At 41.0% G+C, this 25,660-nt stretch carries 20 protein-coding genes, 5 tRNA genes and 2 pseudogenes; 20 read left to right on the top strand and 7 right to left on the bottom strand.

Features of this window, described 5'->3' with window-relative positions; genetic code table 11:
- Window positions 1–3: 3 nt before the first annotated feature.
- Together J8M01_RS21850 and J8M01_RS21845 are read right to left on the bottom strand one after the other, a co-directional pair.
- Window positions 4–456, bottom strand: coding sequence for a proteasome subunit alpha (locus J8M01_RS21850; RefSeq protein WP_210997320.1), 453 nt, complete (start codon window positions 454–456; stop codon window positions 4–6).
- 168 nt (window positions 457–624) lie between these two features.
- The gene (locus tag J8M01_RS21845; RefSeq protein ID WP_192508140.1) at window positions 625–1,518 is read right to left on the bottom strand and encodes a DMT family transporter; all 894 of its coding nucleotides are present in this window, start codon (window positions 1,516–1,518) and stop codon (window positions 625–627) included.
- Between the two features lie 450 nt (window positions 1,519–1,968).
- On the opposite strand from J8M01_RS21845, the gene J8M01_RS21840 reads away from it, so the two are divergent.
- The 3 genes from J8M01_RS21840 to J8M01_RS21830 all read left to right on the top strand — a co-directional run bounded on the left by J8M01_RS21840 (window position 1,969) and on the right by J8M01_RS21830 (window position 4,908).
- A complete protein-coding gene (locus J8M01_RS21840; RefSeq protein WP_211059328.1) occupies window positions 1,969–3,594 on the top strand; it encodes a methyl-accepting chemotaxis protein in 1,626 nt (541 codons plus the stop codon).
- Between the two features lie 232 nt (window positions 3,595–3,826).
- On the top strand, window positions 3,827–4,123 hold the full coding sequence (locus J8M01_RS21835) for a fasciclin domain-containing protein (protein ID WP_348772770.1): 297 nt from the start codon (window positions 3,827–3,829) through the stop codon (window positions 4,121–4,123).
- A 194-nt stretch (window positions 4,124–4,317) separates the two neighbouring features.
- On the top strand, window positions 4,318–4,908 hold the full coding sequence (locus J8M01_RS21830) for a porin family protein (protein ID WP_211059326.1): 591 nt from the start codon (window positions 4,318–4,320) through the stop codon (window positions 4,906–4,908).
- 70 nt (window positions 4,909–4,978) lie between these two features.
- Here J8M01_RS21830 and J8M01_RS21825 read toward each other — a convergent pair whose 3' ends face one another.
- From J8M01_RS21825 to J8M01_RS21815, 3 genes are all read right to left on the bottom strand, one after another.
- Window positions 4,979–7,060 (bottom strand): tetratricopeptide repeat protein, encoded by a 2,082-nt coding sequence (locus J8M01_RS21825; RefSeq protein WP_211059325.1) that lies wholly within the window; start codon window positions 7,058–7,060, stop codon window positions 4,979–4,981.
- Between the two features lie 221 nt (window positions 7,061–7,281).
- Window positions 7,282–9,291, bottom strand: a complete 2,010-nt coding sequence (gene uvrB, locus J8M01_RS21820) for an excinuclease ABC subunit UvrB (RefSeq protein WP_211059324.1) — start codon at window positions 9,289–9,291, stop codon at window positions 7,282–7,284.
- Window positions 9,288–10,667 (bottom strand): MATE family efflux transporter, encoded by a 1,380-nt coding sequence (locus J8M01_RS21815; RefSeq protein ID WP_211059323.1) that lies wholly within the window; start codon window positions 10,665–10,667, stop codon window positions 9,288–9,290. The genes uvrB and J8M01_RS21815 overlap by 4 nt, the downstream gene beginning before the upstream one ends.
- A 1,008-nt stretch (window positions 10,668–11,675) precedes the next feature.
- Between J8M01_RS21815 and J8M01_RS21810 the strand changes: the two genes are divergently transcribed.
- The 14 genes and pseudogenes from J8M01_RS21810 to J8M01_RS24045 form a co-directional block, all read left to right on the top strand.
- Window positions 11,676–11,752 (top strand) — tRNA-Asn (locus J8M01_RS21810).
- 19 nt (window positions 11,753–11,771) lie between these two features.
- Window positions 11,772–11,848: transfer RNA gene (locus J8M01_RS21805), tRNA-Asn, on the top strand.
- A gap of 19 nt (window positions 11,849–11,867) precedes the next feature.
- Window positions 11,868–11,944: transfer RNA gene (locus J8M01_RS21800), tRNA-Asn, on the top strand.
- Window positions 11,945–11,964: 20 nt separating this feature from the next.
- A tRNA-Asn gene (locus J8M01_RS21795) sits at window positions 11,965–12,041 on the top strand.
- Window positions 12,042–12,062: 21 nt separating this feature from the next.
- Window positions 12,063–12,139: transfer RNA gene (locus tag J8M01_RS21790), tRNA-Asn, on the top strand.
- A gap of 119 nt (window positions 12,140–12,258) precedes the next feature.
- Window positions 12,259–14,202 carry a GGDEF domain-containing protein gene (locus J8M01_RS21785; RefSeq protein ID WP_192508147.1) on the top strand — a complete coding sequence of 648 codons (1,944 nt, stop codon included), beginning with the start codon at window positions 12,259–12,261 and terminating at the stop codon, window positions 14,200–14,202.
- Window positions 14,203–14,404: 202 nt separating this feature from the next.
- Complete coding sequence (gene rsxA, locus J8M01_RS21780) at window positions 14,405–14,986, top strand: electron transport complex subunit RsxA (protein WP_192508148.1); 582 nt, start codon at window positions 14,405–14,407, stop codon at window positions 14,984–14,986.
- A 2-nt stretch (window positions 14,987–14,988) separates the two neighbouring features.
- Window positions 14,989–15,543 carry an electron transport complex subunit RsxB gene (gene rsxB / locus J8M01_RS21775; protein ID WP_192508149.1) on the top strand — a complete coding sequence of 185 codons (555 nt, stop codon included), beginning with the start codon at window positions 14,989–14,991 and terminating at the stop codon, window positions 15,541–15,543.
- Between the two features lie 9 nt (window positions 15,544–15,552).
- Window positions 15,553–18,060, top strand: coding sequence for an electron transport complex subunit RsxC (rsxC, locus tag J8M01_RS21770; protein ID WP_211059322.1), 2,508 nt, complete (start codon window positions 15,553–15,555; stop codon window positions 18,058–18,060).
- Window positions 18,057–19,115, top strand: coding sequence for an electron transport complex subunit RsxD (rsxD, locus tag J8M01_RS21765; RefSeq protein WP_211059321.1), 1,059 nt, complete (start codon window positions 18,057–18,059; stop codon window positions 19,113–19,115). Before rsxC ends, rsxD begins: the two co-directional genes overlap by 4 nt.
- Complete coding sequence (gene rsxG / locus J8M01_RS21760; RefSeq protein ID WP_192508152.1) at window positions 19,112–19,747, top strand: electron transport complex subunit RsxG; 636 nt, start codon at window positions 19,112–19,114, stop codon at window positions 19,745–19,747. Before rsxD ends, rsxG begins: the two co-directional genes overlap by 4 nt.
- Window positions 19,744–20,442: an electron transport complex subunit E gene (locus J8M01_RS21755; RefSeq protein WP_192508153.1), complete on the top strand. Its 699-nt coding sequence runs from the start codon at window positions 19,744–19,746 to the stop codon at window positions 20,440–20,442. Before rsxG ends, J8M01_RS21755 begins: the two co-directional genes overlap by 4 nt.
- A gap of 18 nt (window positions 20,443–20,460) precedes the next feature.
- Complete coding sequence (gene nth, locus J8M01_RS21750) at window positions 20,461–21,093, top strand: endonuclease III (protein WP_210997309.1); 633 nt, start codon at window positions 20,461–20,463, stop codon at window positions 21,091–21,093.
- A gap of 399 nt (window positions 21,094–21,492) precedes the next feature.
- A pseudogene (locus tag J8M01_RS24045) lies at window positions 21,493–21,641 on the top strand (endonuclease III); the annotation flags it as partial.
- Here the strand turns inward: J8M01_RS24045 and J8M01_RS21745 are convergent.
- On the bottom strand, window positions 21,634–22,140 hold the full coding sequence (locus J8M01_RS21745; RefSeq protein ID WP_211059320.1) for an SRPBCC family protein: 507 nt from the start codon (window positions 22,138–22,140) through the stop codon (window positions 21,634–21,636). The pseudogene J8M01_RS24045 and the gene J8M01_RS21745 overlap by 8 nt on opposite strands.
- Before the next feature lie 77 nt (window positions 22,141–22,217).
- Window positions 22,218–22,865: a TetR/AcrR family transcriptional regulator gene (locus tag J8M01_RS21740; protein ID WP_211059319.1), complete on the bottom strand. Its 648-nt coding sequence runs from the start codon at window positions 22,863–22,865 to the stop codon at window positions 22,218–22,220.
- 178 nt (window positions 22,866–23,043) lie between these two features.
- Between J8M01_RS21740 and J8M01_RS24040 the strand changes: the two are divergent.
- The 3 genes and pseudogenes from J8M01_RS24040 to J8M01_RS21730 form a co-directional block, all read left to right on the top strand.
- Window positions 23,044–23,263: pseudogene (locus J8M01_RS24040) on the top strand (endonuclease III); the annotation flags it as partial.
- Window positions 23,264–23,494: 231 nt separating this feature from the next.
- On the top strand, window positions 23,495–24,364 hold the full coding sequence (locus J8M01_RS21735) for a helix-turn-helix domain-containing protein (protein WP_211059318.1): 870 nt from the start codon (window positions 23,495–23,497) through the stop codon (window positions 24,362–24,364).
- Window positions 24,365–24,664: 300 nt separating this feature from the next.
- Window positions 24,665–25,423 (top strand): hypothetical protein, encoded by a 759-nt coding sequence (locus J8M01_RS21730; RefSeq protein WP_211059317.1) that lies wholly within the window; start codon window positions 24,665–24,667, stop codon window positions 25,421–25,423.
- The last annotated feature ends 237 nt before the right edge of the window (window positions 25,424–25,660 follow it).

Below are 25,660 nucleotides of genomic sequence, written 5' to 3'. Positions count from 1 at the left end.
ACTTTATGTTAGACCTTGCTCAATCGCAATACAATCATTGACGTGAAACGATTGCAACTGACCACCGGTCGATTTATCTCTCGTACACGCGTAACTCAAGGCATCTATGGCATTTCTGCCAAAATCCATTGCGGCAATAGCCCACTTAGCGCCAGATCCAATCGCCCAACTTTGCTCTAAAGGTTCAAGATATTTAAAGCCACGCCTAACTTCACCAAAAAACACCTTATTCTCTTGATCAACCATTAAAAACTCGCAGGTGATCGGTTTGAATTCCCCGGTGTACCAGCATTCTTTTAAGTGGTATATCTCCGCACAATTGCCGGTCGCAAAGACGCGCCCTTGTGCAACATCAAAAAATTTTTGCGCTCGCGCAGTCACAATACAATCATGTGTGGTCGTATAGCTATCGGTACATATAGTCTGACTTGGGTAATGAAAAGCAATTGTCGTCAAAAAGTGGCTCCATCCTAGTAAAAATTATTATCCACGCCTGAATTCTGCACATAATGATTGATTCTATACAGCACAATACGTATTAGAAGGGCATGGTTGTCCTTTCATTTACCATACCCTGAATGAATAAAGCCTGACTTATTCTCATAACCGTATGACATAACGATATTAATCAGCACACTTTGCTTTACCAACTAACCATTGATCGCCAAAAATAAACAAGGCTAAACTCAATAACACGGTCACGGCTCCCACAATCAAGGTCACTGTAATCGTTTCATTATTAAGCCATGCCCCCAAACCAACAGCAAAAGCGGGTGTGATCAAGGTGGATAATGCGACGGTGCTTGCTGAGAGTTTTTGTAACACATGGAAATAGGCCAAAAACCCCAATAAAGACCCAAATATACCCAAATATACCGTTGCCCACATCGACCGCTCGCTCCATATCTCAGGGTTAAATTCACCATCAATCAAATACCAGAAAAGCGCAAACAGCGGTGTGACAAATACCAATGCGCCAAACGTGGTTGCCATAGGGTGAATTGCTAATTTTACTCTTTTGATCATAACGCCACTTAAACTAAAGCTACACACCGCACAGAATACGTAAAGCAGCCCTTTTGGCGGTAAATTCAGTGTCTGAATTTGCGCCGCGCAAATTAAATATAAGCCAATCAAAGATAGCCCTAACGACACAAATTTAATAGCTGTAAAACGTGCTTCACCTAACAGCCGTTGAGCCAATAAACCAGAGATAATAGGCGCCATACCAAAAATGAGAGAAATCACTCCGGATGGCACTGTTTGCGCAGCCATATAGCTCATCAGCATGCCACCAAAAATACCCAGCGCTGAATACGTATATAAAGTACAAGCCCGTTTATGCCAAGGCACTCTAATATTACTCAGTGAGACAACAAATGCCGCCAAAACCAGCGCGATGCTCATACGAATAAAAACACTCAGCGTGGGCGGCATAGACTCACTACTCCACACTATCCCCAATGGGGTTGTTGACCAAATAAAAATAACAAACATGTATGATGCCTGAACGGGCATAATGCCATTCCTTTAAATAAGGACGATAAAAGTGGTGGGAGAAAAACTAAGATTACTAACCGCTTCTATCATCGCGGTTAGTCGAAACGTTAACCGCAGCGCATGCACGACAGCGTGGCACACAGGAGTTGCCAAGGTCGATTAATCATTGCTGAGGTTAGTATATTCATTGTATCTATCTGAAAATATTAATGAACAACCTTTTTATCAAAACTGAGTAATAAGTCAACAATAAAGTGATGATTATTTTGCACTCACCTTAGCCTGCGCATGACGCCATCGATACACTGATATACGCAATAAAGACACCACGGTTAAAGATTGAGCCTGTACTTTCGTATTTTTCGATGAATGCTACGACACCAACTTTTGCATTAACTGATTTTAAATTAGACAAACTTCACGATGTCATCAACACTTGATGGTGACTGATTGATGAAGTAGGTTGTTATGAATATCAGATACAAAATTACCCTTCCTGTTGTCTGTGCAATGGCACTGGTTTTAACATGCAGTATTTTTAGTATTGTTCGATTGGAACTTTTAATTCATCAATATCAAGACTTATTTCACCAAGATATTCACCGCTTAAACCACATTGCCAGCATTGAATCTACATTCAAAAGCCAGGTCCAAGCTTGGAAGAACGTGCTTATTCGCAATGAAGAAAAATATTGGCAGCGCTTTAATGAGCATCACAATGAGGTTCAAAACAGCTTAACAAACACTATCCGCCAGCTTGGCGGCACAGGGAGCTCACACGCCTCCACACTAAAGAGCATACAACAACAACACGCTCAGCTCCTCACTAAATATCAGCAAGGTCATGCCCATTTACAAACAACTAACAACCTTGTTCAAGCAGATACACTCGTCCGAGGTATAGACCGAGATTTAGCCAAGTTATTACAAACAACACGCCTCAATGTACAAAGCGCCTCTGATGCACACCTTGTATCAATCAATGAACAGCAAACTTTAGTCATGACCGTGTACCCCATTATTGCCTTAATTATTTCTATCGTCGTCATCGTAGTAATGTTGCAACTGATTAAAAAAACAATTATTCGGCCTCTGCGTGGCTTGATCTCCAACACCATTTTAATCTCTGAAGGAAAATATGATTTAGCCATGGCGTATCCGTACAAAGATGAACTGGGAGATTTATCTAATGCCATCGTCGATATAAAAACACATATTGTTGAAGCGGTCTCTAACATCACCGTAGTAAAAGGTGAAGTTGAAGAAGCTTTTAGCGAAATTGATAATGTAAGCGAACAAATTTCAAAAGGCTCACATGACCAAGCACGCTGCAGTACTGATATGGAAAATACCATTGCCGGTTTAGCCGAAATTGCAGAACAATTACAACAACATAGCCAAATGGCGCTTGGTTCCACCAACACGGTTACTAATCAAGCAACTCAGTGTGCTGACATTGTAGATAATTCTGCAAATAGTATGAAAATACTGGTCTCAGAAGTAGAAAAAACCTCAGCTGTGATCCAAGACTTAGAACAGCAAGCTGGCAGTGTTAGTTCGGTATTAGACGTGATCAGTAGTATTGCAGAACAAACTAACTTACTGGCCCTCAACGCTGCTATTGAAGCAGCGAGAGCTGGGGAAGCAGGTAGAGGTTTTGCCGTGGTTGCTGATGAAGTCAGAAGCTTGGCATCAAAAACACAACAATCAACATTAAGTATTACGTCTGTGATCAACAACCTGCAAAGCGCAGCACAAAATGCAGTCAGTGCCATGCAAGAAGAAATTTCGATCACCACCAAAAATGCAGAGCAAACCTCTCTCGCGCAACAATCATTGAGAGAAATAATTCAAGAAATGGAGCAAATGACACATCTTAATAACCAAGTCGCACACGCTGCAGAACAACAATCGAACATCACTGAATCATTACAACACACTTTGCTTCAACTTCAGCAAATCTCTGAAAACTATAAACAGTTAGCACAAAGCGATAAGGTCAGTAAAACCGTTGCTAATGCCAATCATGATCTCAATATAATGGTAGAGAAATTACGAGGAAATCTCGCCCATCAAGAGGCTGAGCTATTTTAGTACGTTTATAAATCAGTCAAAATATTGTTCGTTTAGTTATTAACTTGAAGAAATGGAACATTTACAGAACTAATGCACACTTTATCTATGCCGTTTACTATATCGATTGTAATGAGCTGTAACAGCGATAATGATCGCAATGTAGCTACCCCTGTGAGTCAATCAAGACATCAACTATTGTTGATCTCGAAAAAATGCAGATAGCTATAATACACCGATTGCAACTCTTTAAATCACGAGTCTTAACAGCACCTTGGCAAACCCTGAGAAAAAATTCACCGTATTTGCCCTCACTGATACAGCATTTGCAGCCCTAGGGCAAGACCCCATTGCTGCTGTACTGGCAGATACGGACAAGCTCAGCAGCATTTTGACCTATCATGTCGTGTCAGGAGAAGTTGATGCCGCCGCCGCAATGAACTTAACTGGCACACTCGTCGAAACAGTCTCTAACATCACAAACCAAGGTATTTATGCCTCCAACGGCGTAATACACTTTATAGATACTGTTATCACTGATACTCAGTAAAAAGTGCGTTAACCCTTTCCTTTGCTGCACTCAAGCTCACAGCTAGGGGGGCTGACACACTTAATAGCATGTTATTTAATCACTCCTTTACAGATTTTCACACTCTCCCTACATCAACTAACACGCTTCCAACAGACTCTCACAGTAGAACTTTATAACATAAGTACCAAGTTAAACATTCAGGAACGGAAACGATGAAAACACTCTCTTTAATCTCACTATTAACCGCTTTGGCTTTTAACACTCAAGCAGCTCAAAATGATGAACAACATCGTGTTGGGATACAAGTTTCTGGCGGTGGTGCATCCTATAAAAGCTCTAGCCAAGACGGTGATGGAGTAGGACAAGTATATGCTTATTATAATTACCAACTAGACTCAACGTGGGCGCTTGAGGCTGGTATCAGTACAGGCTCTGAAGCCGATGATTGGACGTGTAAAGAGCTTACCAATAGTAAATTTGTCTGCGACCGTAATGATGAATTGTTGTTTGATCTCAATGCCAACAAAGTAGATTACTCGAACTTTGTTGCAGCTGGTAAAGGTCAATATCAACTAACCGAGAACAATTATATTTACGGAAAATTAGGCGCTCAGTTTTATAACTATGAAATCGCCAGAGGTAATAATAAACTCGTTGATGAAGATGGCGTAGGGCTATTTGCTGAGGCCGGTTGGCAATATGACTGGGACAATGGCGTCGCCGTAAATATCGCTTGGCAATACATTGATATGGGTGATTTAGATGTAAACACTCTAGGTGCCGGCATCAGTTATCGATTCTAATTTAACGATATGCATAAAGAAACGCCCACTGGCGTTTCTTTATCACCTCAATACCAAATAATAAAATAGCTTATTTGGGTAACAATACAACAAATTTAACACCACCAAGTTCACTATGCTCAGCATAAATACGACCGTCATGGGCAAGGACTATTTGCTGGCAAATTGATAACCCAAGACCTGATCCCCCCAAATCTCGACTCCTTGACTCTTCACAGCGGTACAGCCGTTCAAATACTCGGACCAAGTCTTCATCACTTAAACCTGGCGCTGAATCCTCAACCGTTATTCTGATCCCACTATGATTTTCATACATTGCCAAACGAGTTTCGCCACCTTTATTCGTATACGCCAAACTATTATTTAACAAATTAATAATGACCTGTTTAATACGTTCTGCGTCGACCCCAATTGTGACATTATCTTGGCTGTTCACAGCCAGCCCTTGAGGTTTTTCATTATAACGAGGGATAAAGTCTTGATGAACATCTTCAATAAGCTCATTGATTGAAAATACATCTTTATCTAGCCGTAGCGTATTATTGTCATACTGTGCAGAACGGTATATATCCGCTATCAAGTTATCCAATTGCGAAATTTTACTATGCACTTTGATATACGCACGCTCAATGTTCGGTTCTAAGTTAAACTGCAATACTTCAATAGAGAGTTTTAATGCCGTTAAAGGTGTTCTTAGCTCATGAGACACATCGGCTAATAGTCGGTTTTTTTGCTCTAAATTATCAGCTAATAATTTAGCTTTAACATCAAACAAACGCTGTTTTTGTTTTTGACGCGTAAAAATAAGGCAGAGTACGCCAAACAATAACAAAAGCAGTAAAATAACAATCCCGCGCTGTAACTCTAAATTTGCCAGACTTGCTTTTTGCAGTGCTTGCTCTTTTTGTAAAATTGACAATTCCTGATCTTGGCGAATGACCTCAACACTTTTTTTCATCCGCTCAGTTTGCTGTTTATCTAGATGTTCAAAAAGCTGCTGCTGAACCTCTTGGTAATCTTTGTGGCTTTTAATCGCACGCACCAGTTCATTTTGTTTTTCATACAACTCAGCTTGTAACTTATATAACTGACTCTGATAAATACGACTGATACCGGGTAGTGCCAGCATTTCTGCTATTTGAGTGAGTGCATTACTGCTTTGCTTTTGTGCAATCGCGATTTCAATAAGTATCATTCGTACCGAGCGCTCTGTCCTTTTTGCCTGCGCAGAGAGAGCCAGCTCAAGTGCTTCATTAGCTGACGCTTTCGCTTGAGGCAATTCCCCCATCGCCATGTAAATACTGGCTAATATACTCAGCTGCCAACTTATATCACTTGGTACATTCAATTTACGCACCAATGCTAAACCCTGTTCAACGTGTGACTTTGCCACATCCAATTTATTGAGCGCCATATTGACTTGAGCAAGTTTGCTATAACTATTGGCGATATGAATGGGGTTACCTAAAGATTGATCGACCACTAAAGCTTGGCTAAAATGAGACAATGCCAACGGCAATTTATTTAAATCCCTGTAAATTTCTCCAATATTATATAATGAGTCTGAAATACCCTGTTGGTTACCCAACTGCTGTTGCAGCCTTAATGATTGTTCATGATGTTCAAGAGCTAATGCTAGATTTCCAATGTAATCATAAATCACCCCTATTTGATTATGGAAACTGGCTTGCTTTAATTTATTGCGTAATTCATTTGCCATATCTAAAGCACGTGACGTATAACTTAATGCTTGTTGGTAGTCCGCTTGATAACGATATATCCTACCCAAATTAGCAAATAAATCGGCTATTAATTCTGGCTCATCTTTATTCTCAATAAGTGCCATCGCTTCCGTTAAATACGCTAGGCTTTGTTGCGAGTTACTCGTAGATTGATTCACAACCGCTAATAAAAACGCCGTTTTAGCACGAAATAAAGGATAGTTTTCGGCATCATATTTTGCGTAAAGAACGAGCCCATTCGCTTTTGCTTCATCTAATAAACCCAACTTAATTTGTGCTGAAATCTCTATATTTTTATATGAAAACCAAACCTCTTGATTAATTGGTAAAGACGAGCTATTCAGTGAGTGGAGCTTAGTTGAAACTTCTTTTAAAGCAGCGGTGGGGTTATGTGCCAGTAAATTTTGCATGCTTTTTAACTCTTGCACACATAAAGCGGCGCTACTCATGCAAAGTAACGCACCGATTATCATGTACTGAAATAAAAAGCTAAGTCTCATATGAAGGTAATATACTGCATGTAGATTATTAATCTTTGCAAATTACAAAGTCCAAGTAAAGGTTAGACTGTAATCATGGAGTAAGTATGAATATACCCAATTAATAGTCATAACACGTACTACCTCAATGACTAAACACGCATTAATTGCTGTTGCAACTCATGAATTTTATCTCGAACTCGGGCCGCTTTTTCAAACTCAAGCTCACGCGCATGATGCATCATTTGTGTTTCCAGTTCACTAATATTATGTGCAAGCTGCGTCGCATTCAAAGTGCCACCTGAACGATTTTCATCGTGCGTTGCCGAGTTTACAGATGACTGATCCGTTATCTCCTCTCCCACATCCATCACATCAATGATCTTTTTCACTAGCCCCTGTGGCTCAATGCCATGCTTTTCGTTATAGGCTTGCTGTATTTCACGGCGGCGCTCAGTTTCATCAATGGCTTTTCGCATTGACTTGGTGACTTTATCTCCATAGAGGATTGCTTTTCCATTTAGATGGCGAGCTGCACGGCCTATTGTTTGAATTAAGGCCCGTGCCGAGCGTAAGAAACCTTCTTTATCAGCATCAAGTATCGCTACAAGAGAAACCTCTGGCATATCCAGGCCTTCTCTTAGCAGATTGATGCCAACCAACACATCAAACACCCCTTTACGCAAGTCTCGGATGATCTCCATTCGTTCAACCGTGTCTATATCTGAATGTAAATAACGCACTTTTACATCGTGGTCGCTTAAGTAATCGGTTAAATCTTCAGACATACGTTTGGTTAATGTCGTCACCAATACACGCTCTTGCTTTGCGACTCGTATATAAATTTCCGACAATAAGTCATCCACCTGTGTACCAACAGGACGTACTTCAAGCAGCGGATCTAACAGCCCCGTAGGTCTGATAACTTGCTCTGCGACATCGCCATTAGAGCGTTCTAATTCAAAGTCACCTGGGGTCGCCGACACATAAATCGTTTGTGGTGCAATTGATTCAAATTCATCAAACTTCAATGGCCTATTGTCCATTGCCGAAGGCAATCTAAATCCATACTCAACCAGATTTTCTTTGCGGCTTCTATCCCCCTTATACATCGCGCCAATTTGAGATACTGTCACGTGAGACTCATCAATGATCATTAACGCATTGTCTGGCAAGTAATCAAGTAAAGTAGGAGGTGCCTCACCTGGGTTTCTGCCTGAAAGATAACGGCTATAGTTTTCAATGCCAGAGCAATACCCAAGCTCGGTCATCATTTCAATATCATATTGCGTACGTTGAGCCACACGTTGCTCTTCAACTAACTTATGGTTAGATATTAATTGCTCTCGCCGTATTTTCAATTCATCTTTGATGTTGTCTATCGCCCCAAGGATTTTCTCTCTTGGTGTAACATAGTGAGTTTTTGGGTAAATAGTGGCTCTAACGAGATGCTTCTCAACAGCGCCAGTAAGGGGGTCGAAAATACTTAAACGTTCAATTTCATCGTCAAACATCTCAACCCGCACCGCATATGTATCTGACTCAGCAGGGAAAATATCAATCACCTCCCCACGAACTCGGTATGTGCCTCGACTAAAGTCGATATCATTACGTGTATATTGTAATTCAGCCAAGCGCCTTAACATATCGCGCTGGTTGATACTTTCACCTACTTTTAGCAACAGCATCATTTTCATATATGAGTCAGGATCACCCAAGCCATAAATCGCAGACACGGAAGCAACAATGATTGTATCTCTACGCTCTAATAATGCTTTAGTCGCTGATAAGCGCATTTGTTCAATATGTTCATTTATCGAGGCATCTTTTTCAATAAAAGTATCGCTGGCGACAACATACGCTTCCGGCTGGTAATAGTCGTAATACGAGACAAAGTATTCCACAGAATTTTTGGGGAAAAACTCTTTCATCTCGCCGTACAACTGAGCCGCTAGAGTTTTATTATGCGCCATGATAATAGTTGGCCGATTCAAATTGCTAATAATGTTGGCCATCGTAAAAGTTTTACCCGTCCCTGTTGCTCCTAACAAAGTTTGGTGCGCCAGTCCCGATTCCAGCCCCTCACATAATTGGGCTATTGCACTTGGTTGGTCGCCATTTGGGGTGAACTCAGATACCAATTCAAACACGTCATCACTCATGATGTTGACCTCTCTATAGATGCTCGATGCATACGCTCCAGACTGCGACAGAACCACTGATAAGACACGATAGCTGTCAATAAGTTACCAAACGCGGCGCCAAAAAATAACCCTTGTAGCCCCCAAAAGTGCGAACCAACAAATGCCAATGGTACATAAAAAACAAACAAACGAACAACACTCAACACCAGTGCATTCATCGGTTTATGCAACGCGTTCAAAGACGAGTTCGTCAATATAATAACCCCCTGAAATCCATAGCTCAGAGGCAAAATATAAATAAACAGCTCAATTACACGGATAACTTCAGGGTCATTACCAAAAGTGCGACTAATTAAGCTAGAGCTCGCCAATAGCACGGCATAAATTGCAAACTGAAAATACATCACAAATTTTAAACTGCTTTTATATGCTTGTTTAACTCTATCGAAGTTTTGTGCGCCATAATTTTGGCTAACAAAAGGCGGAAGTGTCATCGACAACGCTAACACAACTAAGCTCGCTATAGACTCTATACGACTACCCACTCCAAACGCAGCAACCGCTTGGGGACCATACGACGCAACGATAGCAGTCATTACTGCCATGGCTATGGGCGTCAACATATTTGCACCAGCTGCGGGGAAACCTATTTTAAGAATTTTCTTACTCGCACTTAGCACTCCCTGTTGACCTGGATTCATACTGAGGAGACGCTTTTTGACAGCCAATAAATATAAAATAATACCTACCGCGACAGACCATGCTATAACACTCGCAATCGCAGCGCCTTTAATACCGAGTTCAGGAAAAGGCCCTACTCCAAAAATTAAAAGAGGGTCTAATATTGCGTTTATTAGTCCTGCGAGCCCCATAATGTAGCTCGGTGTTTTTGTATCACCACTGGCCCTAAGCACCGAGTTACCAATCATGGGCGTTATTAAAAATACGCTGCCTAAAAACCAAATCGAAATGTAGTCATAAATGTAAGGCATGACATCTTGGTTTGCACCTAAGCGAGAAAATATTGGTTCAATTAACAAAAAACCAATCAATGATAATAAAAAAACAAATACAGCTGACATAAGCAGTGCAACCGTTGCATCAAACCTCGCTTCTTCTATATTGCCGCTCCCCAGGGCTTTTGCAATAACGGCTGACGTGCCGATGCCGAGCCCGATTGCTAAGCTAATAACAGTAAAAGTAACGGGGAATGTAAAACTCACTGCAGCTAATTGCTCGGTCCCCAACATACTTATAAAAAAAGTATCAACTAGGTTGAACATCATCAGCGTGATCATGCCGAATATCATGGGGATGGTCATTCTCTTTAAAGTTCGTGGGATTGACCCTTCAAGAATGTCATTTACTTTGTCTGACTGCTGCACAGATGCCATACGTTTTAAGCCTCTCTTATTAAGCCAAGTATTCTAGATCATCCCCTCTTCTAAACCCAGACAATAAGCCGAATAATTACTTTATTGCCTAAAAAAACGCAAGGATCAGCTTTTCAGTGCTATTTTGCATGGAATAAGCTCTAAAAGTAGCGCTAAAGCCTTTAGATGACAATTTGCTTACAATTTCGACAAATAACGGTATTTTTTTTGCACAGAAAAATCTTCGTATGGTCACAAAAGGTTCATTCATGGCAAATAATCTTTCTTTTCCTTGGTATATATTTAAAGCATTGATAAATAACAATAAAAATAATTTATAAAAACTTATTGAAATGTCTACAAGGCCCTATATTCATGGCTTTGACACACTTCTTAAATATTAATAAACAATGTTATCCACAGATTCTGTGGGTAACTCTATAAACACCAATAAAATAAGGCCCTACGGCACGATCAAATATTCACCTGTACTTCGCCTTGCTTGATCTTTATACATACGTTTGTTGATCTCGACCTGCCAAACAATTTTTTTATGCTATGTGGGCACACCTTACTTTCATTTCACTCTACACAAAAAAATTATAACCATCTGTTTTGTTGGTAGAAAAAAAAATAGCTAGATAGAACTACTGAAAATGATTCATCAATCAGCACAAATCACCTGACATATTCCTATAGTATGCAAAGTTTTGTCTATCAAAATGTGAGATCTTAAGAAATAGATCGCTATAGTAAGTATAAGATCTTATTTAATTTTGTAAAAACAGAGCTTTTGTTTAAAAAAAAGACTTAACGCTTAAAATTTGTCACTTTCGTATCCCCTTGTCGCGACTTGCTTTGTGTTCAATTTATAAAAAACTAAAAGTCTCTGGCGCAAATTCGCCATAAAAACCATCAAATCGAGTATAAATCCACCGAACAACACAGTTTTTTGATTTTCTCGCATTTTATTAGTTGACACCTTGCACGTGTGTCATTAATATTTCGCCCCGTTGAGAGATACACGCTTCCCCCTTAGCTCAGTTGGTTAGAGCGACGGACTGTTAATCCGCAGGTCCCCCGTTCGAGTCGGGGAGGGGGAGCCAAATTTCTTAATATAACGATTCCCCCTTAGCTCAGTTGGTTAGAGCGACGGACTGTTAATCCGCAGGTCCCCCGTTCGAGTCGGGGAGGGGGAGCCAAATTTCTTAATATAACGATTCCCCCTTAGCTCAGTTGGTTAGAGCGACGGACTGTTAATCCGCAGGTCCCCCGTTCGAGTCGGGGAGGGGGAGCCAAATCGTTATGTGATAATTGTTCCCCCTTAGCTCAGTTGGTTAGAGCGACGGACTGTTAATCCGCAGGTCCCCCGTTCGAGTCGGGGAGGGGGAGCCAATATCACACATCTTATATAGTTCCCCCTTAGCTCAGTTGGTTAGAGCGACGGACTGTTAATCCGCAGGTCCCCCGTTCGAGTCGGGGAGGGGGAGCCAATATAACGAATCTATTAGACTTTTCCTCTTATTTGCACTACTCTACAAAAGTTTTCTGAAAACCTCTTTTGGTTACTAAAAATACAAAAATTTCTCTTCCTTAACAGATAGATAAAACAATGGCTGGTTTTAAAAAACTTATATTTTTACAATTGTCTCTGTGGTTAACATTTTCACTTATAGGCACATTCTTTTTTGCTTCAAGTTTTGATTCAGCTGTGAGCAAAGCACAAAGAAGCTCTCAAGTAATGGTAACCCAATATATTCAAAACAAAACAATGGAAAACGTAACGCCTGAGCATATACGCCAAGCATTGGCCAGTGGTAACGTATTCTCAACCTTCATTGTTCGTGATTTTAATGGTGATACGGTGTTGAATATAAATGCCCCAACTCCCCTACCTTTTCTAACAAACATTATTGAAAACAGCATCAATGCAATTCGCCCGCAGTTTTCAGTGAATATTGCCAAAGACATTAAAATTGAATTTGTGATCAATGCGCAAAGCCAAGCGCAGCTTTTACAACAAGCATTATTACTACTTTTTGTGCTGACAGCTTTGGTTGCGTTTATTCCAATAATTTACATGAAAGCAATATATAAGCGTTTGAATCGTAATGTCAGTATTACAGTGGCAAATGCCGTTGATGTTTATATAACGCAAAACCAAGTCACTGAAAGCATTGAAAATGAATTTAACACCTCAAAAATGCAAGCCCTCAGTGCCGAACTCGCTCCTTCGTTTAATCGCTTAGCACACTTTTTGAAAAGCAAACAAGAAGACATTCAAACCGCGGCGCAGAGTATAAAGCAAGAAGCTTATAAAGATGTTATTACCGGGCTAGGTAATCGCAATATGTTTGTGGAATATTACGAACATCAAATTGAATCAACCAGTAAGAAAAGTTTTGGTACTTTAGCGATGATCCGCTGTAGTGAATTGCAGGTAATCAACCAAACACGAGGCTACCAAAAAGGCGATGAATACATAAAGTCGGTTTCTGATATCATAAAACACGTCAGTGGCACTTATACCGGCAGCCAAACATTCAGACTAAATAGTTCTGACTTTGCGGTTATATTACCCAATGTACCCACAAAAGAAGCGGAACATTTTGGCGAGACTTTACAAGCAAGATTTACACAATTCCAACAAAATCAAGAGCTAAGCTCTGTAGCGAATACAGGAATAGTGCCATACGAAACCGGCAAACCGCTTGGTGAACTCCTATCCGTCGTAGATAACGCGATGAGCATGGCGCAAAGTAAACAAGCCAATGCATGGCATATTCAGCGAGAATCAGATCTGGTTAATAATGTAGGGGCTGGGTTCGGTAACCAAAACTGGCGTAAAGTTATTCACGATGTGATTGATTCAAAACGCGTAAGCTTAATGATGCAAAACATCATGCCAATTGGCAAAAATGTCAAAGCCTATGCTGAGATACAAGCTAGATTCAAAACTGAAGAAGGCCAAATGCTGCCAACAGCGTCTTTTTTAGCGATGGCTGAAAAGCTTGATATGGCCATTGAAATTGATAAATTAATTATTGACAGCTCCCTTGAGCTTATTAAATCACGTAATTTTACCGAAAAATTCTTTGGTATTAACGTGACTGCATCAAGTGCTCACAGTGATCAATTCGTTATATGGCTAGAACGACGTTTATTGAAAGATGCCAATATAGCGTCAAAATTGGTCTTTGAGGTCAGTGAGTTTGGATTACAACAAAACATTAAGGCCAGTAAGCGCTTTATTGATATGGTGCACAGAGTTGGCGCACGTATCACTGTAGAACGTTTTGGTGTTGGTTTAACCTCATTCAAATTTTTCCGAGATCTAAAACCCGACTTTATAAAAATGGATGCCAGTTACACGCGAGGTTTAGAAGAAGACAAAAACAATCAATATTTCATGAGGTTAATGGTTGACCTTGCCCACCGAATTGGGGTTAGTGTATTTGCAGAGGGTGTTGAAAGCCAAGAAGAAAAGCATATTGTCGAAACGCTTTGCTTAGATGGCGTTCAAGGGTATTACATAGAAAAACCAAAAGAAATCTAAATACCACGTCAGTCCGTATAACCAACAAGGCCAACTCTGGCCTTGTTTACTTTGAAATGAATAGACTTAACTGTCAACAAATGCGCGCAGTTCATCAAGATATCCATTAAATGTGTTTACATTAATTATGATCTTCTCGGTTAAAATTGCTAAAATCGCGACCAAACAAAAAATACCTCAGTTTTTAGCAAAAGGGGCTGTAATGACTGAATATATTATGTTGCTTATCGGCACCGTGCTGGTAAATAACTTTGTGTTAGTGCAATTTCTTGGCTTATGTCCATTTATGGGGGTATCTGGGAAGCTCGACACCGCCGTCGGTATGTCTTTAGCGACCACATTTGTACTGACATTAGCGTCAGTGACAAGTTATTTAGTCAATCAATATATTTTGCAGCCACTCGACCTTGAGTTTTTGAGAACCATGAGCTTTATTTTGGTCATTGCTGTTGTTGTGCAATTTACAGAAATGGTGGTACGTAAAACCAGCCCTACCCTATATCGATTACTGGGCATATTTTTACCCTTGATAACCACCAACTGTGCCGTGCTTGGCGTGGCGTTATTAAACATAAAAAACGATCACTCCTTTATTGAATCTGCCGTCTATGGCTTTGGTGCGGCAGTTGGGTTTTCTCTGGTATTAATTTTATTTGCCGCTCTTAGGGAACGATTAGCCGTTGCTGATGTGCCCTCACCCTTTAAGGGGGCTTCTATTGCTATGGTCACTGCTGGCCTAATGTCTCTTGCCTTTATGGGCTTTTCTGGATTAGTGAAATTATAACCATGACCTTGATGTACGCTTTAATTGCGCTTGGCTCATTAGCGCTCGTTTTTGGACTCATCTTAGGCTACGCTGCCGTAAAATATCGTGTTGAAAGTAGCCCTATTGTAGAGCAAGTCGACGCGATATTACCGCAAACACAATGTGGACAATGTGGCTACCCTGGTTGTCGCCCGTATGCAGAAGCCATTGCAAATGGTGACGAAATCAATAAATGCCCTCCAGGGGGTGATGCAACGGTCAAGAAACTTGCTGACTTAATGGGTGTCGATGCGAAACCCCTTGCTGGCGGTGAAGAAGCTGAACCCATAAAAACCGTTGCTTATATCCGAGAAGATGAATGTATTGGATGCACCAAATGTATTCAAGCATGTCCTGTGGATGCCATTGTTGGAGCCACTCGCCAAATGCACACCGTTATTGATGATGAATGTACTGGGTGTGACTTATGTGTTGAACCTTGTCCAGTTGACTGTATTGATATGCTTCCCGTCGAACAAACTAAGCAAACATGGAAATGGCAAATCAACGCCATTGCCGTGACGCAAATAGATTAAGAGGTTTAAGTGGATACATTACTTGAACAAATAGAAAATGGCACATTGTGGCAATTCCCAGGAGGCGTCCATCCTCCACAACAAAAATCATTGTCAAATCACGCGCCGATTGCACGTTTACCGTTACCCGAAAAGCTCATACTACCGCTCAAACAGCATATTGGTGCAAATGGTCAGTTAATTGTAAGTAAAGGTCAAACCGTATTAAAAGGCCAAGCTTTAACTCAGCCCAGTGGTAACTGGTCTTTGCCTATTCATGCACCTACCTCTGGTGAGATAACCAATATTGCAGCCATGCCATCAGCGCACCCGTCAGCCTTACCTGAGCTCAGTATTATTTTAACGCCTGATGGCAAAGATACATGGATACCCCTAACTGAAAATACACATATTGATACTCTATCGCACCAAGCATTGATTGATATTATTCATAACGCTGGTATAGCCGGTATGGGAGGCGCGGGTTTTCCAACTTATATCAAAGCCGATAGCCAACGACCTGTTGAGTTTCTTGTCATCAATGGTGTTGAGTGTGAACCCTATATCACCGCTGACGATATGTTAATGCGTGAACACGCAGACCAAATAGTCAAAGGTATTGAAGTGATGCAGCAACTTTTGACTCCAGAGCTCATCCTCATCGGTATAGAAGATAATAAACCGCATGCTATCAGCGCGATGCAGCAAGCCTGCCAGCACAATAAAAAAATTCTCGTGAAAGCGATTCCCACTCTTTACCCCTCTGGAGGGGAAAAACAATTAATACGTGTACTCACTTCAAAGGAAGTGCCCAGTGGCGGGATCCCCGCTGATATCGGTGTTCTAGTGCAAAATGTTGGAACACTGTTTGCTGTTAGTGAAGCAGTATTTGCCGGTAAACCACTAATAGAACGTGTTGTTACAGTCACTGGTAACACCATAAAGCGACCACAAAATGTGTGGGCGCTCATTGGTACTGAAATTAAACACCTACTTGATAGCCAAGGCTTCGAACCTGTAGACGCACAACGTGTTGTTATGGGCGGTCCAATGATGGGCTTTACCCTTCCCTCGGTGAGGATCCCTGTTGTCAAAACAACTAACTGTATTCTGGCACCAGATAATACTGAGCTTGCAGAACCAGGAGAAGAAAAAGCCTGTATACGCTGCAGTGCATGCGCAGATGTTTGTCCGCAGACTTTATTGCCCCAACAATTACAGTGGTTTGCCAAAGGCAAAGAGTACGACAAGTTAGAAGATTACAACTTATTTGATTGTATCGAATGTGGTGCCTGCTCTTATGTTTGTCCTAGCGAAATCCCATTAGTACAGTACTACCGTGTTGCAAAAGCAGAAATCCGAGAACAAAAAATAGAACAAGTAAACGCGGAACGCGCTAAAGTCCGATTTGAAGCGAGAAAGGCACGATTAGAGCAGGAGCAAGCTGAGCGTAAGAATAGACATACACGCTCACCTTCCCGAGCAGCTAAGCCTGCTGCAGAAAAAGCGAAAGTGGCCGATGCGTTATCCCGTGTTGCTAAAAAACAGGGTGAACAATCAGCCGTACAGGCCGCAATTGAGCGTGCGAAAGCGAAGAAAATGGCGGATGGCACTCTCGAGCCTGATAACAGTGAAGTGGTATTAGAGCGTGCCAAACGTAAAGAACAAGCCCGTAACTATAAAGCGCAAAAGCAAACCGCGGAAGTAAATAGCAATGACAACAAGTCTGCCGTTGCTGCCGCCGTAGCGCGTGCTAAAGCCAAAAAAGCCGCAAAGCTTGCTGAAGATAATGGTGCGCCTAAGGCTGAACTCAATTCAAGTAAAACGGAACCAAGAAAAGCCGCGGTTGCTGCAGCTATCGCCCGTGCTAAAGAGAAAAAAGCCGCTCAAACGCTAGACAGTGACACGGATATTAACGCTGCGCCTCATGAAACAGTTGATGCGGTAGATAGTAAGTCCGAAGCGGTTAACGCTGACCCACGTAAAGCGGCTGTTGCAGCAGCGATTGCCCGTGCTAAGGCCAAAAAAGCCGCAAAAGTCAGCGAAACTAATGATGCGGGTGACGCCCCTGTTAATCCCCCAGCTCACGCCGTAGCCACTGAAAAAGAAACCGCTACAGAGGAAGACCCGCGTAAGGCGGCCGTTGCCGCAGCGATTGCCCGTGCTAAGGCCAAAAAAGCCGCAAAAGCCAGCGAAACTAATGATGCCAGTGAGGCACCTGTTAACCCCCCTGCTCACGCCGTTGCCACTGAAGAAGAAGCAGCTACAGAGGAAGACCCGCGTAAGGCGGCCGTTGCCGCAGCGATTGCCCGTGCTAAGGCCAAAAAAGCCGCAAAGCTTGCGCAAGCGAATGAAGCTGAGGTTAACAATACAGACTCGCAACCAATACGGGGGACAATAGAACCCCCGATTGACTCAATAGATGCTGAACAACCAGCAGCCGAAGTTGACCCACGTAAAGCCGCCGTTGCCGCTGCAATAGCACGTGCAAAAGCAAAGAAAAAAGCCAAAGAACAAGAAGGAAATGACCCGTCATGAAACTGACTATGGCTTCATCGCCGCATAATCACAGCCAAAAATCTGTGAGTAAGTTAATGATTACGGTAATGTGCGCATGTATTCCGGGCATACTCACACAAGCCTACTTTTTTGGTTTTGGCGTGCTCATACAACTTATTATTGCCATCATTACGGCCTCTCTTGTAGAAGCGGCTATTTTAAAGTTACGCAATCGACCTATTTTGCCCTCACTAAGTGATGGAAGTGCTTGGTTAACCGCAGTTTTACTCGCAGTCAGTATCCCTTCGCTCGCTCCTTGGTGGGTTATTGTCGTTGGTATTGTGTTTGCGATTGGTATGGTAAAGCAGTTATATGGTGGTTTGGGTTTTAATTTATTTAACCCAGCAATGGGGGCGTATGTTTTATTACTGATCTCTTTTCCTGTGCAAATGACAAGTTGGATGCCTGTGGATCACTTATTAGCTTCCCCTATTAGCTTTTTAGATCAATTAACCATCATTTTCACTCAAACAAATAGCACAGGCTTGACGCTCGATACACTGCGTACATCAATCGATGGTACCACAATGGCAACGCCTCTAGACACGGTAAAAACCGCAGTGAGCCAAAATTTAACTGTGTCAGAAGCAATGAATCAATCGCAATTTTCAGCCTATGCAGGCCTTGGATGGCAATGGGTGAACGTCGCTTACTTAATCGGTGGTCTGTATTTATTGAAGGCCAAAGTTATAAATTGGCACATTCCTACCGCTTTCATAGGAGCATTAGCTTTATGTAGCGCAATTGGATACATTGCCGATTCAGGATCTCAAGCTGGGTCATTATTTCACTTACTCAGTGGTGCTACGATGTTGGGAGCGTTTTTTATCGCAACAGACCCTGTCTCCGCCTGTACCACCGATAAAGGCAGGCTTATTTTCGGCGCTAGCATTGGTGTGTTAGTGTACGTAATTCGCCAATTTGGCGGGTATCCGGACGCCGTCGCATTTGCTGTATTACTGCTCAACATGGCCGTGCCTTTGATTGACCACTATACCCAGCCACGCACATACGGACATGGAGCGAGTAAATGATTGTTCAATCTATGTATAAAAATGGCGCAATTCTTACTGCCTTTGCTTTAATAACGACAGGAAGTGTGGCATTGGTACAAACACTCACTGCTGAGCGCATCAATGAACAAGAGCAGCAACATTTAATGGGGCTGTTAGGACAAGTATTGCCACATAATGAATATGATAATGTGCTTTATAAAGATTGTGTGCTCAGTAATGCACCTGAACTTGGCCCTAATGGGCCGTACACGCTATATAGAGCTTACAAGAATGATGCGCCATCCGCTGTGCTTGTGCGTCATACAACACCGCACGGTTACAGCGGTAACATAGATGTACTCAGCGCCATACATGCTGACGGCAGAATTTCGGGGGTCCGTGTCACACGCCACGAGGAAACGCCAGGGCTTGGTGATAAAGTGGAACTGGCTAAATCTGATTGGATCACGACTTTCAATGGTATGGTAATTGAATCGCAAACAGATCCACGCTTTGCTGTGAAAAAAGACGCGGGTCAATTTGATCAATTTACGGGGGCTACGATCACCCCACGTGCTGTTGTAAGTTCAGTAAAGCAAGCAGCTTGGTACGCCAAACAAAATTTTGAAGCGCTATTTAATGCTGAGAATGCCTGTGGAGATACACAATGAGTCAATTTAAGTCACTAATGAAAGAAGGCATGTGGGGTAATAACCCTGCACTTGTGCAATTGCTCGGGCTATGCCCTCTTCTGGCAGTCACCAGTACAGTAACGAATGCACTTGGACTGGGATTAGCAACGTTGTTAGTATTGGTTGGCTCTAACATTACCGTGTCTGTCGTTAGAAATTGGGTGCCTAAAGACATTCGGATCCCAGTTTTCGTGATGATAATTGCGGCGTTTGTCACCATAGTACAATTATTAATGAATGCGTATACCTTTGGCTTGTATCAATCCCTCGGGATCTTTATTCCTTTGATCGTGACTAATTGCGCTATTATTGGTCGTGCTGAAGCATTTGCATCAAAAAACAACCCGCTGCTCTCTGCATGGGATGGCGTGATGATGGGGCTGGGCTTTGCGGTGGTACTCATCGTGCTAGGGGCAATGCGTGAAATAATTGGCCAAGGTACTTTGTTTGATGGGGCCGACCTACTGTTAGGCGCTTGGGCAACTGTACTGCGCATCGAGCTATTCACTTTTGATAATCAATTTCTCGTTGCAATCTTACCCCCAGGGGCCTTTTTGGGATTAGGATTGCTCATTGCAGGGAAAAACGTGATTGATACACAAATAAAAGCAAAGGCAAGCCCTGTGGCACAACCAGAAAAAGCGCCGCGAGCCCGAGTAACCAATTTAACGTAACAATAAGTATCTACCGTCATGAATAAAGTAAAACGTTATGAAATTCTCACTCGGTTAAGAGATGACAACCCTCATCCTGAAACTGAGCTTGAATATTCTTCCCCTTTTGAGCTATTAGTGGCCGTCACACTTTCAGCACAAGCCACTGATGTAGGTGTTAATAAAGCCACCAGAAAACTCTTTCCGGTTGCTAATACACCACAAGCCATCATTGACCTTGGCCTTGAAGGACTGAGAGACTATATAAAAACCATTGGTTTGTTTAATTCAAAAGCCAATAACGTTTATAAGATGTGCCATATTCTTGTTGAAAAACACAACTCTATTGTGCCTGAAAATCGTGAAGCCCTCGAAGCTCTCCCTGGAGTTGGCAGAAAAACGGCTAATGTTGTGCTGAATACCGCTTTTGGTTGGCCGACGATTGCTGTAGACACACATATCGACCGCGTATCAAACCGCACTAAATTTGCCATGGGTAAAAACGTGGTTGAAGTCGAAAAAAAGCTTGAGAAAGTTGTACCTGCAGAGTTTAAGGTCGATGTACATCACTGGCTTATTTTACATGGTCGTTATGTCTGTACCGCCCGTAAACCTAAATGTGGCTCTTGCCTCATTGAAGATTTGTGTGAGTTTAAAGATAAAACAGAGTAAACAGTAACAGTAACAGCAACGGTTATGAGTTTACGTTAAAAGTTATGAGCTTAATTGCCACGCATTAAACTCATAATGGTCATTAAGCCTTCTACTCATTAATAAAGCTAAATAATTCCTCAATTACTCTTGAAGTCATAAGACAAAAAAGATCGGTTAAATTGGCATATCTGCGCATTTTAGCCTCCTTATATGAAGAGAAAGCTTTCGCTTAAGTGTATATAACTACATGCGAGTTAGTTAAATAACTCTATTAAACTGTTTATGATTGCCTTTCCTGTTGTTCTCAATAATCCGCGGCTTCAGGGAAACTACTACTTTGAGTTAACAAAGATACAATTTGCATTTATCTCCTTAAGAGCGTTTCATCCTGAATTCAAGTACCTTATAAAATACTCAAAAGCTGTATCTGCAGAATTCAAAGTTGATGTGTGCCACTGGCTAATTTTACATGGTCGTCATGCCCATGTTACTCAAAAGCCAAATGTGGCGCGTGTATTATGAAAGACTTGTGTGAATTTAAAAATAAATCAGATTATTCTAACTAATAATTATATTACTAAACACTTCCTTTTTAGGGAGTGTTTTATCTACACGTTCTCCGGTAACAGTGTAATAAGCTAAGCCACTCATAACCTTAGTAAATACTCCCTTCATCATTGGCCGCATTAGCATATGCCCCACCAACTTACCAAAAACCCCACCTTTAACAACAAAATCGGCAGACATGTAGATTTCACTGGTATTTTCGTCAATCGCCTTCACTTTCATTTCAGCATACATACTTTCTAACGGCAGGGAATGATCAGAAATAACCATTCGATATCCTTGCCCTTCTTGATAATCGATAACCTCTTCTACCAAACTTGAGTTATTGTCAAAAGTACACTTTCGTTTTGCGCCCAGACCACTGGTTTTGTTGCCAACAATAGAGGATGATTTAATTGTTGTTGCAAACTTTTCAATGCCGCTAAAGTCTGCCAAAACTTGCCAAACTTTATGTGCAGGTATATTTACTTTAAGTGATTTTTCTGTGTGATGTGTCATGCTATTTTTTCCATAGTAAATTTAGTAAAATTTAGATTCTCTATTGGCAAAAGTGTCAATGTGATTAAATTTGCTGGCTACTCAAGTTTTAAGCCTCGAATAACAATTGTTATTGACTCTGAAAGGTCATATTCAAAATTTGGCTTCAGATCTTTGAATTCCTCATCTTCGTAGAGTTTTTTTAGTGCTTCACTTTGTGAATTTGCAGTCCAGCAATTTACTGTTGCCGCATAGCCAAGATTAAGAAACTTAAAAGCTTTTTCCCCCTGCACTGATGGGTAGATCCGGCTTATTTCCAAAGTGATTCTATATAACAAGTTTTTTGACAATCGCTTAAACGCTTGTAGCTGCTCATAAGAACTATTTTTTTCTAAAGACGAAAAAAGAATTGGCATCAAATCCATTAGTTTGGGGTGCTCTGAAAAAGAACCAACCCAAGCTTCGGTGAAATTATCCACACATTCATTTTCTTTCAGTTTTTGAAGCCGTGCGCAGTAATTATCAAACCACTGCTCAAACAAGCTTGCAAAAACATTTAAAAAGATCTCTTCTTTAGAGCTAAAGTAACGATACATATTAGATTTAGTAAAACCGGCTTCAGATGCAATACCATTAAAACTAACCTTGTCGTAACCTTTTGCTTTAAACAATGTATAGGCAGCGTCATAAATAGCTTCCTTTCGCTCATTCTTTCTTTCATCTGTTCTAGCACGTTTCCAATTCATACATTTAATTTAAGTGTCTACCAGTCTCTTAAAACAAGGTTAAGAGAACACTGGTCTCTTGTCAATCACTGAAATGCAAAATTTCTTCAATTTTTGCTCTAAAGCTGATTTAAAATAAGTGCAAACTCCTATGCGTAGCCTATAAAACATTGTTTAATAAACTAAAATTAAGTTTTGAAGAAAATCGTTATTACTGGACATTATTTACCTCTCCTTTGATTGGCCTACAATCGCTGTAGACACCCACATAAATTGCGTACCTAACTGCACTGGGTAAAAACGTGGAAGAAGTGGAACAGAAGCTTTTAAAGGTAGTGCCTGCTGAATTTAAAGTCGATGTACACCACTGGCGTATTTTACATGGCCGTTATGTCTGTACCGCCTGCAAACCCAAATGAGGCTCCTGTCTCATTAAAGATTTATGTGAGTTTAAAGATAAAACAGAGTGACAAGCTTTGTTACTCTTACAGCCTCATTTATGCACTCATTTTATTTAAACCTAAAAGTTGGCAACTCTAACTCTTCGTACAACCTAAAATATGAACGACCCAATGTATTGCAGCAAACTGATATTTTAGTATAAAGTACTGTTATAACTCATTGACTGTAGCCAAAGAATCTAATACAAAATGAGCAATAATCTAAATAGTAACGCGAGAATCATTAGCTTAGTCGGACAATATGTGTATGACCACAGTGAGCAGCAGATTAGTTTGGATGCGCTTTCTGCATATACGGGTTATTCGAAGTTTCATTTTAACCGACTATTTTTTGCTGCCACCGGATTTCAATTAGGCGAATTTATTCAGCGGCAAAAACTTGAAAAAGCATTGCACCTGATAAAACAAGGAAATGAAAATATAATAGATGTTGCTATTTCTGTTGGGTATGACTCAGCGTCATCTTTTTCTCGAGCATTTAAGAAGAACTTTTCTGTTACACCCAGTGATATTATTAGAGGAAAGCTGCCGAGAAATGAACGAGCTGGGAGCTTGCCTCCCAAAAAACGGCACAAAGAGAAAATACTCACCCCCATATTAAAAACACGACCTACTCAAACAGTTTATGGGCTTTACGGTAAAGGGTTCGACAAACAGTCTTTTTCTACTGTAGCAGGGAAATTATATGCCCGCTTAGCTACCATCGCAGAACCACTGAACTATTTTCAATTACAGCCTATTGGTGTTGCTGTTGACAACCCTTGGGTCAAAGAGCAAACAGAAAGCGTATTTTTTGCAGGTTTTTCTGAAGGCTTATCAGCCCATAAAGACAAGCTAGACGTTTTTCAATGGCAAGCGGGAGTATGGGCTTGTTTTAAACACATAGGTCCGCATGACACAATGTGGCAAACAATTTCTCAGGTTTATTCACAATGGGTGTTACCCAATAATATAAAACTAAAAGATCAACAAATCGTGCAGTTGTATTTAAATAACCCGACTAATACCGAGCCAGACTTGATTGAAACTGAATTGTATTTTGCTATTGAAGAAAAATAATTGTAACTTTTGACAAAACCGCACTTTCTGCACAGTTTATCTTCAGTACTTGCGTATAGTTATTGAATCGAACTTTCAAAGAATAACAAATAGAGAGAGCCATGACTTCTTTAACCAACAAAATTAGCTACACTCTTTTTTTACTGCTAGCACTTTTAGCAAGCCAACCGACCTACTAAAGTTAAATTTTGGTATCAAAGTGACTCGAAACCATGCAATGCTCAAATATGTTTATCTACAGCACAAAACCCTCAATGTGTCGCAATAATTTCTCACGGAGCTTTTGGTTCTCCACGTTCCATGAATTGGCTAGGCTATGCGTTAGCCTCACAAGGTTGGCTGGTTGCTGGAGTTGCTCACTACGGTGAATCATGGGTGTATGGCCCAGAAACGATTGACTCAAAAGCTGCTTCGCAATTTTGGAACCGTCCACAAGATGTCAGCTTTACCATTGACAGTTTAGCTAAAAGCCAGTTATTTAATATTCAATTAAAAACCGATAGAGTATTGATTTTAGGGCACTCTTCGGGTGGTTTCACTGCGCTTGCAACTTTGGGAGCAAAATTAGAGGCCGGTAAGTCAGAGGCTTATTGCGCTTCAAGAAAAGCACATCAAGATAAGGGCTGTCTCTACAGTATGCAAAATCAACGAAAGCCAATGAGTCAAGAATTAGTAACCAAAATTGGACAACTACAAGACCAAATGCAAGACGATAGAATTATTGCCGCTATCGCATTAGATCCCGCCTTAGGCCATGCAACAAGCAGACAAAGTTTACAAGGTATCAGTGCCCCTACGCTAGTGATAGGCTCAGTGAATAACGACTTCTTACCCTATATTGAACATGCTAAATACTTCGCGAGCCATATACAAAATGCTCAATTAATAGGCATAGAACAAGGTGCAGGACACTTTATTTATATTGATCAGTGCGACTTGGCGTTAGAAGCAAACGGTGTCCCAATTTGCAAAGATAGGCACGGCGTTGATCGTAAAGTATTGCAAAAACAAATACTAAACAACATATTCAGCTTTATATATAAAAACAATCTGAGTTAGGTTTAGAGCACGCTTTTACATTGTGTATCCCGACTAAAAGAGAACCTATTATCTAGGCAAGATGCCACTAACTGATTGTGTCATCTTTTTTGTTTTTTTGCATGTAACTTAAATTTTTCTAATTAGAACAATGCTTATCTAGTTTAACTGTCATTTTACTGGCGACGATTACTGTAGACGCACATATCGGCCGTATTTCAAACCGTACTAAATTTGCCATGGGTAAAAATGTGGGTG

This window comes from Pseudoalteromonas sp. MMG005 (assembly GCF_018101015.1).
GTDB lineage: Bacteria > Pseudomonadota > Gammaproteobacteria > Enterobacterales > Alteromonadaceae > Pseudoalteromonas > Pseudoalteromonas aurantia.
This window is presented reverse-complemented; position numbering and strand designations above follow the sequence as displayed.